Source organism: Arcicella rosea (assembly GCF_014204325.1).
GTDB classification, from domain to species: Bacteria; Bacteroidota; Bacteroidia; order Cytophagales; family Spirosomataceae; genus Arcicella; species Arcicella rosea_A.
Window position 1 is genome coordinate 1 of the sequence record NZ_JACHKT010000027.1, and the last position, 13,893, is coordinate 13,893.

The following is a 13,893-nucleotide window of genomic DNA, read 5'->3' on the forward strand; positions in this document are numbered from 1 at the left end:
CGCCATTTATGAATTAAGGTATAACCATTATTAGGATGGAAATTGAAACGTTCGATCGCTTGAGCAGGCGTTAATCGCTGCTCCTCTATTTCTCGGACTAACCAGCGGCGAAAAGCCACTTCATAAGTGAAATCTTCATCCTTTTGCTCGAAAGACGAAGAAACTAAAGTTGTATTAAAAGAAGATTCGGTCGATAAGGACATCGCTGTAAAAGTTAACTAAAACTGTCAAGCTTTTTTAGGATGTGACACCGAGTAGTGATATTTCTTTTCCGAGTAGTGATATTTCTTTAACCCAAAGGAGTGTTTAAATTAAACCTATAAGGATTTTGATGATTACCAGTTGATGAAATCTTTTAAATGAAATCCTTATAGGCTTTACTATCAACTAATTAACTTCTTAATGCAAAATTCTAAAAGTCATTTCTCTTAAAGCTTCACCATCGCTCAAAGAACCACTTTCAACGCCTTTTGATTTTAAATCTAATTTCTTAATCTCATTAATAATCTGGATAACCTTTGAAAGATTGTAGTTTCTTACAGCTAAGGTATAATCTTTTGTAAAAAAAGGATTTACACCCAATACTGATGCTAGATTTTTCTCTGTTTTATCGGCTGTAACATGCGTTAATAATACTTTCGTAAAAAAGTTGAACAGCATCATCACGATAGGAGCAAGTGGATTATCCTTCGGATTCGAAGCAAAGAAATTGACAATTTGGTTGGCTTTCAGCACATCACGGTTAATCAATGCTTTCTGGAATTCAAAATAATTATATTCCTTACTAATACCCACAAATTTTTCAACCACATGTGCATTGATTTCTTCATCCACTCGTAGGTTCAACACAATTTTATTGATTTCAGAAGCCAAACGTTTCAAATCGTTTCCTACGTTTTCAATCAACATTTCAATAGCTTTCCTACTGATTTTCAAGCCTTGTTCATGGCAATACTCCAATATCCAATCTGGAATTTTATTATCATAAAGCTTTTTAGAAGGCATCAAAACGCCAGATTTATCAAAAGCTTTCACCCATGCTTTGCGTTCATCGACAGCATCTTTAAACATCAGTACCAAAATCGTGGAGGAAAGTGGATTTTTAGCATAGTTTTCAAGGGCTGTTTGCATATCTTTTTGCTCTAATCCTTGAATTCCATGTGCTTCTTTCACCAAAATAAGCTGTCTGTCGGACATCATTGGGAAGCTTTTAGCATAAGATAGCAAAGAAGGAACGCTCAAATCTTTGCCAAATAAAATATATTGGTTAAAGCTTTTATCGCCTGTACCTAAAGCATGTTCTTCTAAATAATCAGCTACTTTTTCGGTATAATAAGGCTCGTCACCATGCAATAAATACAGTGGTGCATATTGTTTTTTCTTTAATTCTTTTAAAACTTCAATACTAGATTTTGGCATTTTGTTGTTTTGCTAAAATGTCTTGGCAATAGGAAATGAGTTCAGGAAAGAAAATCCTAAATTCTTCCAAATATAAATCATAATCTCTTTTTAAATCTTCTGTGGCGTTTTCTATGCCCGATACAAAGCGTAATCTTTGTGAAATTCCTTTTAAAGACCATTCAATTCCTTGGGATGTAGCATAACCATTGAACCAATCACGGGTTACCATCGAATGAATGAGTCTTTCTATATTAACGGGCATCTCATTTTTTCGTTCTTGAATCAAACGATAAAAGCTTTGACTGTAAACAGGCAAGGAAATGAGAGAGTAATCAGAGAAATTTTTGGCAAGGAGATGGTCATAAAATACATCAACAATGATTCCTGCACATTTATGATACTTAGGTTGAAGTCGATGAATACTTTTTCGGACAACTGGGTGCATATCTGTGAAAGAATCTATCGCTCTGTGTAAAATAATCCCATTTATGATGCCTTTATTTATCAAAGAATTTTGTTCGTTATCAAGATTTCCTTTGATAAAATCACCCATCAAATTCCCGATTTTTATGTCATCATCATCGCCAGAAAGAAAAGTATGTGCTAAAAAATTCAACTTTTATGGTTTTTTTATTGTTCTGAGACCATAAAGTTAAGGAAAAACCCTTACGTTTGTGGCAAATACGGTTTCCTCAACGAAAACACTATCAAAAAACTTAGTACAATGCAAATTTCAAATGAAAAGGTTGTTACCTTAACATACGAGCTAACAGTAACGGATGCTGATGGCGTAAAAGATTTAATTGAAACCGTAGAACAAGAAGACCCGATGGTTTTTATTCAAGGTTTAAGTGGTTTACCAGAAGCTTTTGAAGAAAAAATTCAAGGACTTTCAGCAGGTGATACTTTTGAGTTTTCAATTCCTGCTGAAGAAGGTTACGGCGAATACGACCCATCGGCTGTGGTTGAATTACCCAAAGAAATTTTTAAAGTTGATGGCGAATATGTAGAGGAGATGTTAGAAGTTGGAAACTTTTTACCAATGACTGATGATGCTGGAAATCGTTTAAACGGAAAAATTATTGCTGTAGAAGATACCTTAGTGAGAATGGATTTTAATCACCCATTGGTTGATAAAGAAATGTTTTTCAAAGGAACTATCGTTGCGGTTAGAGAAGCTACGCAATCTGAATTAGACCACGGTCACGTTCATGGCGACGGCGGAGTACATCATTAATAGTTTATGAGTTTAAAGTGTATGAGTTTATGAGTAAAAAAACTACTCATAAACACATCAACTCATAAACTCATCAACTTTAAACTCATAAACTCAAAAAGAATGCAGAAACCTGCTTTTGATGATATTTTTATGGATTTGGCTGTTAATCTTGCCAAACGTTCACACTGTGTGAAAGCTCAAGTAGGAGCGGTACTTACAAAAGATACTAGGATTATTTCGATTGGTTATAACGGTCCACCCGCTGAAACACATAACTGTGATGTAGAATTTCCGGTTGAAGGCTGTGAGAGAGACTCAAAAGGAAGTTGTTCTTTAGCATTGCATGCAGAGCAAAATGCTATACTTTATGCAGTAAAAAATGGTTCAAGTATTGAAGGTTCAACTATTTATGTAACCCTTTCTCCTTGCATTGCTTGTGCAAGAGTAATTTTTACCATGAAAGTTGCCAAAGTTGTTTACCTAAATTCTTATGCTGAATACAAAGGAATTCCAAAAGACGAAGGAGTGGAGTTTCTAAAGAAATTTGGGGTTGAGGTGGTTAGGTATAAAAAAGACTAAAGGACTTAAAGACTGTAGGACTTGAAGATTGGAGGACTTAGTGACTTTAAGACTTGAAAAGACTTAAAAAACTAAAAGGACTTAATAACTCAAAGAATAAAATCTTAAAGTCATTAAGTCCTCCAGTCCTAAATCCAAAAGTGTAAAAACTACCCAAGATAAGTTTTCAACGCTTTACTTCTTGAAGTATGTCTCAAACGACGAATCGCTTTTTCTTTGATTTGACGAACACGTTCACGAGTCAAATTGAATTTTTCTCCAATTTCTTCTAATGTCATAGCGTGTTCTCCGTTCAATCCGAAATATAAAGTAACCACATCTGCTTCACGTTGTGTTAAAGTAGATAAAGCTCTTTGTACTTCACGACGAAGTGAATCATTAATTAATCCTGAATCTGGTTTGTCCTCACCGTCATTTTCCAAAACGTCCAACAATGAATTTTCTTCACCTTGTACGAATGGTGCATCCATCGAAACGTGACGACCCGAAATTTTTAATGTATCAACAACTTCACCAGTAGAGATTTCTAATACTTCTGCTAATTCTTCAGGAGTTGGCTCACGCTCGAACTTCTGCTCTAATTCAGAAAAAGTTTTAGAAATTTTATTTAATGAACCCACACGGTTCAAAGGTAAACGTACAATACGAGATTGCTCAGCTAAAGCTTGCAAAATAGATTGACGAATCCACCAAACAGCGTAAGAGATAAATTTAAAACCACGAGTTTCATCAAAACGTTGAGCAGCTTTAATCAAACCTAAATTACCTTCGTTAATTAAGTCGCCTAAGCTAAGCCCTTGATTTTGATATTGTTTTGCTACGGATACCACAAAACGAAGGTTTGCCTTCGTTAGTCTTTCTAATGAAAGTTGATCCCCGTCACGAATTTTCTGAGCTAAAATAACCTCCTCCTCTGGTGTCAATAAATCCACCTTACCAATCTCTTGTAAATATTTATCAAGTGATTGACTCTCTCTGTTAGTAATTTGCTTACTAATTTTTAGCTGTCTCATATTATACTTGTTATATTTTTAAAATGGTTAACAAATCCAAATGGTAAAAACCAAACAATTATATAAAGACGAAATCTTCAAAATATAATCGTTTGGTAAAATATATTTTTAATGCGTTATCAAGAGAACGTAATAAAATTCGGATTTGTTCTAATTCTTTTCTGGTTTTGGTAAAAGAGCTTTACGTGATAAACGGAACTTTCCAGTTTTCTTATCCACTTCAATCAATTTTACTTTTACTTGTTCGCCAATTTGTAATACACCTTCTACTGTTTCTAAACGTTCCCATTTAATTTCAGAGATGTGTAATAAACCATCTTTGCCAGGTAAGAATTCAACAAATGCACCAAATGGCATAATTGATTTTACAATACCATCGTAAACTTCTCCTTCTTCTGGAATCATTACAATTCCTTTAACCATTGCAACAGCTTTATCCATTGACTCTTTGTTGGCAGAGAAAATAGAAACATAACCACCGTCTGGTTTTTCTTCAATTGTAACAGTTGCTCCAGATTGTTTTTGAATATCTTGAACGATTTTACCTCCTGGCCCGATTACAGAACCAATTTGGTCTTTCAAGATTTTAATAACCATTGCTCTTGGAGTATGTGGTTTCATTTCAGCTCTCGTAGTTTCGATAGCTTCTTTCATTTTACCCAAAATGTGTAAACGACCACGTTTTGCTTGATCCAAAGCTTCTGCCAATACTTCATAAGAAAGTCCGTCAACTTTAATATCCATTTGACAAGCTGTGATACCATTTTCAGTACCAGTTACTTTGAAGTCCATATCTCCTAAATGATCTTCATCACCTAAAATATCAGAAAGGACTGCATATTTACCAGTTTTAGGGTCAGAAATCAAACCCATTGCAATACCAGAAACAGGTGCTTTGATTTTCACACCAGCATCCATCAAGGCTAAAGTGCCAGCACAAACAGTAGCCATTGACGAAGAACCATTTGATTCTAAAATATCAGAAACTACACGAATTGTATATGGATTATCAACATCAGCAGGTAAAACTTTTTTGATAGCACGCATCGCTAAGTTACCATGACCGATTTCACGACGACCTGGGCCTCTGTTTGGTCTAACTTCACCTGTAGAGAAACCTGGGAAGTTGTAGTGTAACATAAAACGGTTATACCCAGACGTCATCGCTTGATCAACGATTTGTTCATCTAATTTCGTTCCTAATGTTACTGTTGTAAGTGATTGAGTTTCACCACGAGTAAATACTGCTGAACCGTGTGGAGAAGGTAAATAGTCAACTTCGCAAGTAATTTGACGAATTTCGTCTAATTTACGACCATCTAAACGATAACGTTCGTTCAATACTAATTGACGAGCCGCCTCTTTTTCGATGTCGTGGAAATACCATTTTGCTAAAGTTTTATTAACAGTATTATCTTCTGGCAATGAAGTGAAATATTCTTCTTCAATTGCTTTGAATGATTCTTTTCTGCCATTTTTACTTGGGTTCGCTAATTTTACTGCATCATAAAATTTAGTAAAATAAGTATCCCAAAGGAATTTCTTCAATTCTTCATCATGTGTTTCGTGATTGTAAACACGCTTTTCTGTTTTACCAGTTTCAGCAGTTAATTCAATCAAAGCAGCACATTGAATTCTAATAGCATCATGGGCAATTTTCAAAGCCGCAAGCATATCAGTTTCAGAAATTTCATTTCCTTCACCTTCTACCATCAAAATATCGTTTACGTTTGCTGCAACTAATAATTCTAATTCAGCATTGGCGATTTGTGATGAAAGAGGGTTAACAATGAATTCTCCGTTGATTTTCGCTACACGTACTTCTGAAATTGGACCATTGAATGGAATATCTGATACTGCTAAACAAGCTGCTGCCGCCAAACCTGCAAAAGCATCAGGAGTGATTTCTGAATCAGCAGAAATCATCGTAATCATTACTTGTGTATCAGCGTGATAATCTGAAGGGAAAGTAGGGCGTAAAGCTCTATCTACTAAACGACTCACTAAAATTTCATAATCAGAAAGTCTAGATTCACGGCGTAAAAAACCTCCAGGGATTTTTCCAGCAGAGGCGAATTTTTCTTGGTAATCAACTGATAATGGTAAAAAATCAGTTCCTTCTTTGGCTGTTGGGCTTGATACCACAGTTGCCAAAAGCATCATGTTTCCGCTTCTCACGACCACAGACCCATCTGCCTGTTTTGCGAGTTTACCTGTTTCGATGGTAATTTCTTTGCCATCGGGCATTATTATTTTCTTCGTAATTACGTTAAAAGACATATATTTTGATTAATTACCTTGTTGGATTAACAGTTTAACGTATCGAACAAGGTTTTTGTTGGATGTTGATTCGCAAATTCTCTGTTCGTCAATGTTCAATTTATCGTTAAATTGTCTAGAGAAAATACTTTACTGACGAACCACAAAAAATTGACGAGTACCCAAAGAGAGGAAATGTAAGCAGGGAATCTTTGTTAAGATTCCCTGCTTTGAAAGAAAATTACTTTCTAATGCCTAGTTCAGCAATGATAGCACGGTAACGAGTAATATCTGTTTTGATTAAGTAATCTAACAAGCTTCTACGTTTACCAACCAACTTCAAAAGACCCATACGAGTAGAGTGATCCTTTTTGTTTTTCTTTAAGTGTTCTGTCAAATGAGAGATTCTGAAAGTAAACAAAGCGATTTGCGACTCTGCAGAACCAGTATCAATTTTTGACTTCTCATGTCCACGAGATTCGAAAATCCCCTGCTTTACTTCTGAAGTTAAATACATCTTCAACCAGTTTTAAATTGTTATATAATATGAAAACGTGCAAAATTAACGTTTTTTTTAGCTAATAGCAAATCTAAACCTTAATTATTAAAGAATCTCTTTGAAAACTTTAGTTTTTTGAAGCTTTCTTTGGCTTGATTGAAGTAAACAATGTAAGCATCGCTCTCAAAAAGGCGAGAATCGTTTTTAGCTTTGTTAAGAAAGTATAAACCTATAAGAAACAGTACCGTATTTGAAAGCCAAGCACCAATTTGTACAATTACTCTACTTTCTTTAGCTGCTTTATCTCCTTGCTGTGTCATTACATACATTAAAATAAAGAATACAATAGCAATAACTACAGGTAAACCGAAACCACCTTTTTTAATAATTCCGCCCAATGGAGCACCAATTAAAAACATCACAAAAACTGCAATAGCATTGGTGAATTTATGATGCCATTCAAGATTAGTCTTTCTGAGATCTTCATCTTTTGACTTTAAGGAAGAGACGTTACTTTCAGCAAAACTTAATACATTATTAGTTTGGGAAATCGCAAAATCTAGTACTTGATATGGATTGGCAGTTCTATTATCTCTTTTTTTAATAAGTGAATCCAAACTACTCATCTTCATTTTTTTCAGTTTCTTTTGCTCAGGCGTTAGTGGAAGTGGTAATTTATTCATTTCAAAAAGATAATATGAACGAGCATTATCATAGAAATTATCTTTGATTCTATTATAATCTCTTTTGAGTGAATCAGCATCTTTGGCTAATTCATCATAACTCCTCATCATTTGGTAATGCTTAAATTGTTCTTCCTCGGTTTTGTGCATGTCAAAGGCAGCTAAACTCATCACAACTTTACTTTTTGTAAAAGCATGAGCTACCATATCCGTCTGGTCAGTATTACTCGTTTTGTCTGCATCTTCTACATAATCATTACCATTAAAAAGTTCGAAAATTAAGTATTGTTTATCCATGATGGTGTACATCAATGCAGAATCTGCCAAGGTTAGATGTTTGTTGCCATCATTTTTCGTGTGGTCGAAGATGACAATATTTTTTAAGGTTTTATTATCAGCATATTTTTTTGAAACTTTAATACTGTATCCAGGCAAATCATTATAAAAAATACCTTCTTTGATATTTAATGTAGTTTTTGTGGTTTTGATGTCATAGAGTAATCTGTAACCTTTTAGATTTGCCCAAGGTAAAGCCACATTATTAAACCAAAATGCAAAAAGGCTAATGAATACAGCAATGACAAACATGGGTTGCATGGCACGAGTAATGGAAATGCCAGCACTTTTGATTGCTGTTAGTTCAAAAAATTCACCAAGTTTTCCATAAGTCATCAATGTAGAAAGCAGCATTGCCAAGGGTAAAGCGATGGGAATTGTGATGAGACTAAAGTAGAAAAAAAGCTCGAAATATACCTCAACACCTAAATCTTTACCGAAAAGGTCAGCGAAATACACTAAGATAAGCCTCATCAAAAAAATGAAAATGACAACAGCTAATGTTAAAATAAAAGGTTGCCAGAAGGCTTTTATAATAAGTTTATCAAGTTTCTTAATCATATTCTATAATTAAAACGCTCGTATTTCATCAAATGAAACACGAGCGTTGTGTGCGTCTGTTCAAAGAAACGCAAAATTAAATATTTTTGAGTTGAAACGCTTGTTAAATAAGCTTAATTGCCAACAATTTCTTTGAGCTTATAGATTAAATCTTCCCATAACTCAGTTAATTCATTCTCATCAAAATTGTCAGAGTAATCAACAATTTTTAAGTAAGTAGAGCCTGTTAAATCACTTACATCCATCTTGAATTCGATATAATTATGGTCTTTGTCTTCAGGACTGCTAGGTAAAAAATCAAATTTTGCTGATTTATTTAACCTCAGTTGCGAAAGCTTTGCAATATGGCTATCTCCATCCCAAGAGAAATCGAAAGTTGAACTGTCTTTCAATGTGACTTTCTCTGCAAACCACTGTTGTAAGCCAGATGCCGAGCTGATGTAAGGAAAAAGTACCTTAGGAGAGGCTCTCAATTCAAATTCTACAATAAATTTATGTTTGCTCATAATCCTAACATTTAAAGGTATTGAAATCACTAAATTACTCGTCTCCATAATTTAAGGAGATAGGGGTCGAGTAATTGACTACCGAAACTCTGTTTTGGCAAAGGTATAAATGTTAGAGAAATACGCAAGCTTTTTTTTTAATTTCAAAAAATTTACTTTTTTTTTGTTTAAAATAGCGTTTGCTTTCCTTATTGATATTCAATTATTTATAATGAATATTGATTGATAAATGATTAAAAGAAAAAAATATTTTCAATAAAAAATGAAAGTATTTGTCAAATCACTTTGCATTTGAATACAAAAGTGCTAATTTTGCACCACAATACGACAGCGGGATAGCTCAGATGGTTAGAGCGTAGGATTCATAACCCTAAGGTCGGCAGTTCGATCCTGCTTCCCGCTACATATTTAAAGCGTAATTAATTGAAATTCAATTGGTTACGCTTTTTTCTTTTTTTGTCTTTTTGAGTGTTTACCAATCTGTAAATATCTATGCTTTTACAACCCATAGTAAATCTTGTAGAAATTCTTTCGAGAAAAGGTGTTAATCATGCCATCATTTCACCCGGTTCACGAAATGCTCCGTTGACGATTGCTTTTGTTCGTCATCCAGATATTAAAACACTATCAATTTCTGACGAACGTTCGGCCGCTTTCATTGCCATGGGAATGGCACAAAACCTTAAAAAGCCTGTTTCAATTTGTTGTACTTCTGGTTCGGCAGCTTATAATTATGCTCCAGCCGTTGCAGAAGCTTTTTTCCAAGAAATCCCACTAATTATTCTTACTGCGGATAGACCCAAAGAGTGGATTCATCAACATGATGGACAAACGATTTATCAAACAGATATTTTTGGAAAACATGTAAAACAAAGTTTTGAATTAGGAGCTGACTATAGTCATCCTGATGCAATTTGGCATATTGAACGTACTGTAAATCATGCTATTAATTTGGCGGATACTTTCCCGAAAGGTCCAGTTCATATTAATATTCCGCTCAGAGAACCTTTTTATCCTGCTGAAAATGAGCAAATTAATTTTGATAAAAACGTCAGAGTTATTGAAAGATTAAATACAGAAAATACGCTTTCAAAAGAAATTTGGGCTACTCTTTTACAAAATATTGAACAATACGAAAAAGTACTAATTGCTGGAGGACAACATGAATATGACCCAGCTTTAACAGCCGTTTTACAGAAACTACAAGAGGAATTTAATTTCCCCGTACTAGGTGATGCAATCGCTAATTTAAAGTTTGATTCAATTTCTCATCACGATATTTTTCTCAATCAAGATATTGAAAACTTAAAACCAGAACTCTTAATTACTTTTGGGAAATCCTTTATTTCAAAAAGCTTCAAAACATTTTTGAGGAAAAATAAAGCTATTGAGCATTGGCATTTAAGTCTTGATAATCACTTGATTGATACTTTTCAATCTTTGACGAAAGTAATTCCTGTGCAGCCTCAGTACTTTTTTGAAAAATTACTTGAGGATGTAGATTTTGAACAATTTAGAAACGGAGATGATGAGGAAAGAGATGGGAGCTATTTAGAGGAATGGAAAAAGAATAATATGAAAGCTAAAAGTTATCTTGAACATTTCTTTTTAGCTGATTTTCATAAAAAGCAACTCAATGAGTTTTATGCGATTAAGAAATTATTTGATGCCTTGCCAGCCGATAGTCAATTGCATTTAGCGAACTCTATGTCGGTACGTTATGCAAATTATATTGGAACAGATTATAATAAAAAGATAGAAGTATTTGCTAATAGAGGAACAAGTGGAATAGATGGTTGTGTAAGTACTGCTTTGGGTGCTGCTTTGAGTACAGATAAATTAGTTTATTTATTAATTGGAGACTTAGCTTTCTTTTACGACAGAAATGCTCTTTGGAATCGTTATGTTCCTAATAATCTGCGTATTATTTTAATCAACAATCATGGTGGTGGAATTTTTAGAATGATAGATGGACCAAGTAAACAAGCTGAATTAGCTGATTATTTTGAAACGGTTCAATCTTATAATGCTGAAAAAACTGCTATTGAAGCTGACATAGATTATTTTAATGCAAAAACAGTAGATGAATTTCATACCTTTTCAACAGTTTTTCTTGAACCTAACGGTAAAGCGAAAATTTTTGAGATTGAAACCAATAGCGTTTACAACACAGAAATATTCAAACAATTTAAGGCTGGTTTTTCTGATTAATGTATAACAAAAAAGACTTTACGCACATCATAAAGTCTTTTTTGTTATTTAATTTCTATACTGTTGTCAAGCTTTTTGGCTTCGGAGAATTTGGCTTGAGCTTCGGTTTCTTTCCCAATTTTTCTAAAATAATATCCTAAATTCCTCAGTGTATAAGCGTTTTCGGGGTTAATCCTCAACGAGCGTTCCAAGGTTTCTTTTGCTTGTTCTAATTTCCCTAGTTGTAATAAAATATTGCCATAGTTATTCAAATAAATGGCATCTGTTGGTTTTTGGGCAATAGCTTGTTCTGAATAAACCTTTGCTTCTTGAAACTTTTGTTCTTCAGAAAGTATAAAAGCAAGATTATTTAAAGCAAAATCTTGTTTTGGATTAATTGCGATTGCCTGTTGAAAATCTTTCTTCGCTAAATCATACTGCTTATTTTCAAAGTAAATAAAACCATGATTTGAATATGCTTCAGCATTTTTAGGATTGATTCTTAATGCTTTCTCATAATCTGCTGTTGCACCTGATGAGTTGTTTAGTTGTACTTTTACGTTTCCTAAACTCACAAAGTAAAAAGAGGAATCTTTAAAGGGAACAGCTATTTTCTCTAAATCTACCAAGCTGTTTTGAAAATCGCCTTTCTGAAAAAATATTTCTGAACGATTATAATAAGCTTCCCAGTACTTTTTATCAAGTTCAATGGCTTTATCTAAATCTGCCAAAGCTTCGTCTAGTTTATCTAATTTCTGATAAGCCAAAGCTCTGTTATTAAAAGCATCTGCAAAATCTGGATTTTGAATAATGGCTTCATCGAACCAATGAATGGCTTCTTGATACTCTTTATCTTTTAATTTATAATTCCCTCTTTGAAAGAATTTGATGGCTTCTTCTTTTTTATCAGCTCCGCAAGATAAAAAAATCACGCAAGAGAGTATGAATAGGATTATTTTATTTTTCACTAATATTTATGTGTTTGTTTTGACAAGAGTATATTTAATTGTTGAATTGCATTTTTTACATTCAATTTCGGTTTCAAAATTACTACAAATTGTTGAGAACGACTCATGCTAATTATTTTCAATTGTTTTTTGAAAAATTTGGAAGACTGATTTTGAAACTATGACTTTAACGCTTTTGTTTCTAATTTTGTGGGGGCAGTTCTCTGCCTTTATTTTAACTTAAAAAAATATTACAATGATTAAAGCTGAAATGCTAACCGACAAAGGTTTAATGGTGATAGAATTTTACGAGCAAGATGCTCCAATTCATGTTAAAAACTTTGTTGATTTATCAAAAAGTGGATTTTACGATGGCGTAACATTTCATAGAGTTTTACCTGATTTCGTTATTCAAGGTGGAGACCCAACTGGTACTGGTGGCGGTGGCCCTGGTTATACTATTCCTTGTGAATTAACTGGAAATAATCAATACCATGACCGTGGCATTTTATCGATGGCTCACCGTGGAAGAAATACTGGTGGTTCTCAGTTTTTTATCTGCCATAGCCGTAAAAATACTGCTCACCTAGACCGTAATCATACTTGTTTTGGTAAAGTAGTTGAAGGTTTAGACGTAATAGATTCAATTCGTCAAGGTGATACAATTCAAAAAATTACAATTATTGAAGACGTAGTAGCTTAATTCACACAATTTAAATTTATCTGATATGTACTTTATTGGCGAGTTGAAAGGTTCTAGTCCTGATTTGAAAATTTCATTATACAAATGGAATTCAAAGTTTTTTGTAAAATTTGAAACTCCAGATTTGGAACAAGTCTATAAAATTTCAGAAATGGATGTTTCAGAAGACGAAATTCGGGAAATGGTGAACGAAGAATTTATCGAAAAAATAATTACTCGTTTTAAAGAAATGTATCAAGATTTAGGTGAATTGATGGGTGATTACTGAGAAATTCTCAGGATAGCGAAATAGATTTTTATTGCCAAACATGAGTCATTCCTAATTTTAAAATCACAAAAAAGCGGTCAAAAAACTAATTTCGACCGCTTTTTTATGATTGATGGGCAACGAATTCCTACTGTTTGAGCGAAGCGAGTTTAGGAATTCTTGAATTTCTTTTGTTACTTTTCTTGTTTCAAGACAAGAAAAGTAAGGATTGTACAATAATAAATAAAAAAACCTCTAAAATCGTCCTAAACCTCACTATTCTAAGAAAAAATTCGGGATGACTCATGTTTTGATTTTAACGGAGAGATATTTAGTGATTCCGAAGAGATATAAATTGTCATCGGAGACATAATTTGTGATTCGGAAGAGATAAAAAGTGTCATCGGAGACATAATTTGTGATTCGGAAGAGATAAAAAGTGTCATCGAAGACATAATTTGTGATTCGGAAGAGATATAAAGTGTCATCGAAGACCTATTTTGTGATTCTGAAGAGATAAAAAGTGTCATCGAAGACCTATTTTGTGATTCTGAAGAGATAAAAAGTGTCATCGAAGACATAATTTGTGATTCCGAAGAGATGAAAAGTGTCATCGAAGACATAATTTGTGATTCGGAAGAGATGTAAAGTGTCATCGAAGACCTATTTTGTGATTCTGAAGAGATAAAAAGTGTCATCAATGACATATTTTGTGATTCGGGAATCTCAAATGATTTTTCCACAAAAAAG

At 33.6% G+C, this 13,893-nt stretch carries 15 protein-coding genes and 1 tRNA gene; 6 read left to right on the forward strand and 10 right to left on the reverse strand.

Annotated elements, in window-relative coordinates; genetic code table 11:
• The 3 genes from HNP25_RS16105 to HNP25_RS16115 form a co-directional block, all read right to left on the reverse strand.
• A partial coding sequence (locus tag HNP25_RS16105) for a hypothetical protein (RefSeq protein WP_184135760.1) occupies positions 1 to 203 on the reverse strand: 203 nt, incomplete at its 3' end.
• 196 nt (positions 204 to 399) lie between these two features.
• Positions 400 to 1,419 carry a DNA polymerase III subunit delta gene (gene holA / locus HNP25_RS16110; protein WP_184135762.1) on the reverse strand — a complete coding sequence of 340 codons (1,020 nt, stop codon included), beginning with the start codon at positions 1,417 to 1,419 and terminating at the stop codon, positions 400 to 402.
• The gene (locus tag HNP25_RS16115; RefSeq protein ID WP_184135764.1) at positions 1,406 to 2,017 is read right to left on the reverse strand and encodes an acyl carrier protein phosphodiesterase; all 612 of its coding nucleotides are present in this window, start codon (positions 2,015 to 2,017) and stop codon (positions 1,406 to 1,408) included. The genes holA and HNP25_RS16115 overlap by 14 nt, the downstream gene beginning before the upstream one ends.
• Before the next feature lie 108 nt (positions 2,018 to 2,125).
• Here HNP25_RS16115 and HNP25_RS16120 point away from each other — a divergent pair, with 108 nt between their 5' ends.
• A complete protein-coding gene (locus tag HNP25_RS16120) occupies positions 2,126 to 2,638 on the forward strand; it encodes an FKBP-type peptidyl-prolyl cis-trans isomerase (RefSeq protein WP_184135765.1) in 513 nt (170 codons plus the stop codon).
• A 102-nt stretch (positions 2,639 to 2,740) separates the two neighbouring features.
• The gene (locus HNP25_RS16125; protein ID WP_184135767.1) at positions 2,741 to 3,199 is read left to right on the forward strand and encodes a deoxycytidylate deaminase; all 459 of its coding nucleotides are present in this window, start codon (positions 2,741 to 2,743) and stop codon (positions 3,197 to 3,199) included.
• Positions 3,200 to 3,348: 149 nt separating this feature from the next.
• Here the strand turns inward: HNP25_RS16125 and HNP25_RS16130 are convergent, their stop codons facing one another.
• The 5 genes from HNP25_RS16130 to HNP25_RS16150 form a co-directional block, all read right to left on the reverse strand.
• Positions 3,349 to 4,212, reverse strand: a complete 864-nt coding sequence (locus HNP25_RS16130; RefSeq protein ID WP_109744482.1) for a sigma-70 family RNA polymerase sigma factor — start codon at positions 4,210 to 4,212, stop codon at positions 3,349 to 3,351.
• A 150-nt stretch (positions 4,213 to 4,362) separates the two neighbouring features.
• Entirely contained in the window at positions 4,363 to 6,492 is a 2,130-nt protein-coding gene (gene pnp / locus HNP25_RS16135; protein WP_184135769.1) for a polyribonucleotide nucleotidyltransferase, read from the reverse strand.
• Positions 6,493 to 6,712: 220 nt separating this feature from the next.
• Complete coding sequence (gene rpsO, locus HNP25_RS16140; protein WP_184135770.1) at positions 6,713 to 6,988, reverse strand: 30S ribosomal protein S15; 276 nt, start codon at positions 6,986 to 6,988, stop codon at positions 6,713 to 6,715.
• Between the two features lie 80 nt (positions 6,989 to 7,068).
• Positions 7,069 to 8,550 carry an LptF/LptG family permease gene (locus HNP25_RS16145; RefSeq protein WP_221432492.1) on the reverse strand — a complete coding sequence of 494 codons (1,482 nt, stop codon included), beginning with the start codon at positions 8,548 to 8,550 and terminating at the stop codon, positions 7,069 to 7,071.
• A 113-nt stretch (positions 8,551 to 8,663) separates the two neighbouring features.
• Complete coding sequence (locus HNP25_RS16150) at positions 8,664 to 9,056, reverse strand: START-like domain-containing protein (RefSeq protein ID WP_184135772.1); 393 nt, start codon at positions 9,054 to 9,056, stop codon at positions 8,664 to 8,666.
• Positions 9,057 to 9,385: 329 nt separating this feature from the next.
• Between HNP25_RS16150 and HNP25_RS16155 the strand changes: the two genes are divergently transcribed.
• A tRNA-Met gene (locus HNP25_RS16155) sits at positions 9,386 to 9,459 on the forward strand.
• Between the two features lie 89 nt (positions 9,460 to 9,548).
• Entirely contained in the window at positions 9,549 to 11,267 is a 1,719-nt protein-coding gene (menD, locus tag HNP25_RS16160) for a 2-succinyl-5-enolpyruvyl-6-hydroxy-3-cyclohexene-1-carboxylic-acid synthase (protein WP_184135774.1), read from the forward strand.
• 44 nt (positions 11,268 to 11,311) lie between these two features.
• Here menD and HNP25_RS22005 read toward each other — a convergent pair whose 3' ends face one another.
• The gene (locus HNP25_RS22005; RefSeq protein ID WP_184135775.1) at positions 11,312 to 12,214 is read right to left on the reverse strand and encodes a tetratricopeptide repeat protein; all 903 of its coding nucleotides are present in this window, start codon (positions 12,212 to 12,214) and stop codon (positions 11,312 to 11,314) included.
• 235 nt (positions 12,215 to 12,449) lie between these two features.
• Between HNP25_RS22005 and HNP25_RS16170 the strand changes: the two genes are divergently transcribed.
• Both HNP25_RS16170 and HNP25_RS16175 read left to right on the forward strand, forming a co-directional pair.
• On the forward strand, positions 12,450 to 12,896 hold the full coding sequence (locus tag HNP25_RS16170; RefSeq protein WP_184135777.1) for a peptidylprolyl isomerase: 447 nt from the start codon (positions 12,450 to 12,452) through the stop codon (positions 12,894 to 12,896).
• Positions 12,897 to 12,921: 25 nt separating this feature from the next.
• Positions 12,922 to 13,164: a hypothetical protein gene (locus tag HNP25_RS16175; protein WP_184135779.1), complete on the forward strand. Its 243-nt coding sequence runs from the start codon at positions 12,922 to 12,924 to the stop codon at positions 13,162 to 13,164.
• 260 nt (positions 13,165 to 13,424) lie between these two features.
• Here the strand turns inward: HNP25_RS16175 and HNP25_RS16180 are convergent, their stop codons facing one another.
• Positions 13,425 to 13,841 carry a hypothetical protein gene (locus HNP25_RS16180; RefSeq protein ID WP_184135780.1) on the reverse strand — a complete coding sequence of 139 codons (417 nt, stop codon included), beginning with the start codon at positions 13,839 to 13,841 and terminating at the stop codon, positions 13,425 to 13,427.
• Between the last annotated feature and the right edge of the window lie 52 nt (positions 13,842 to 13,893).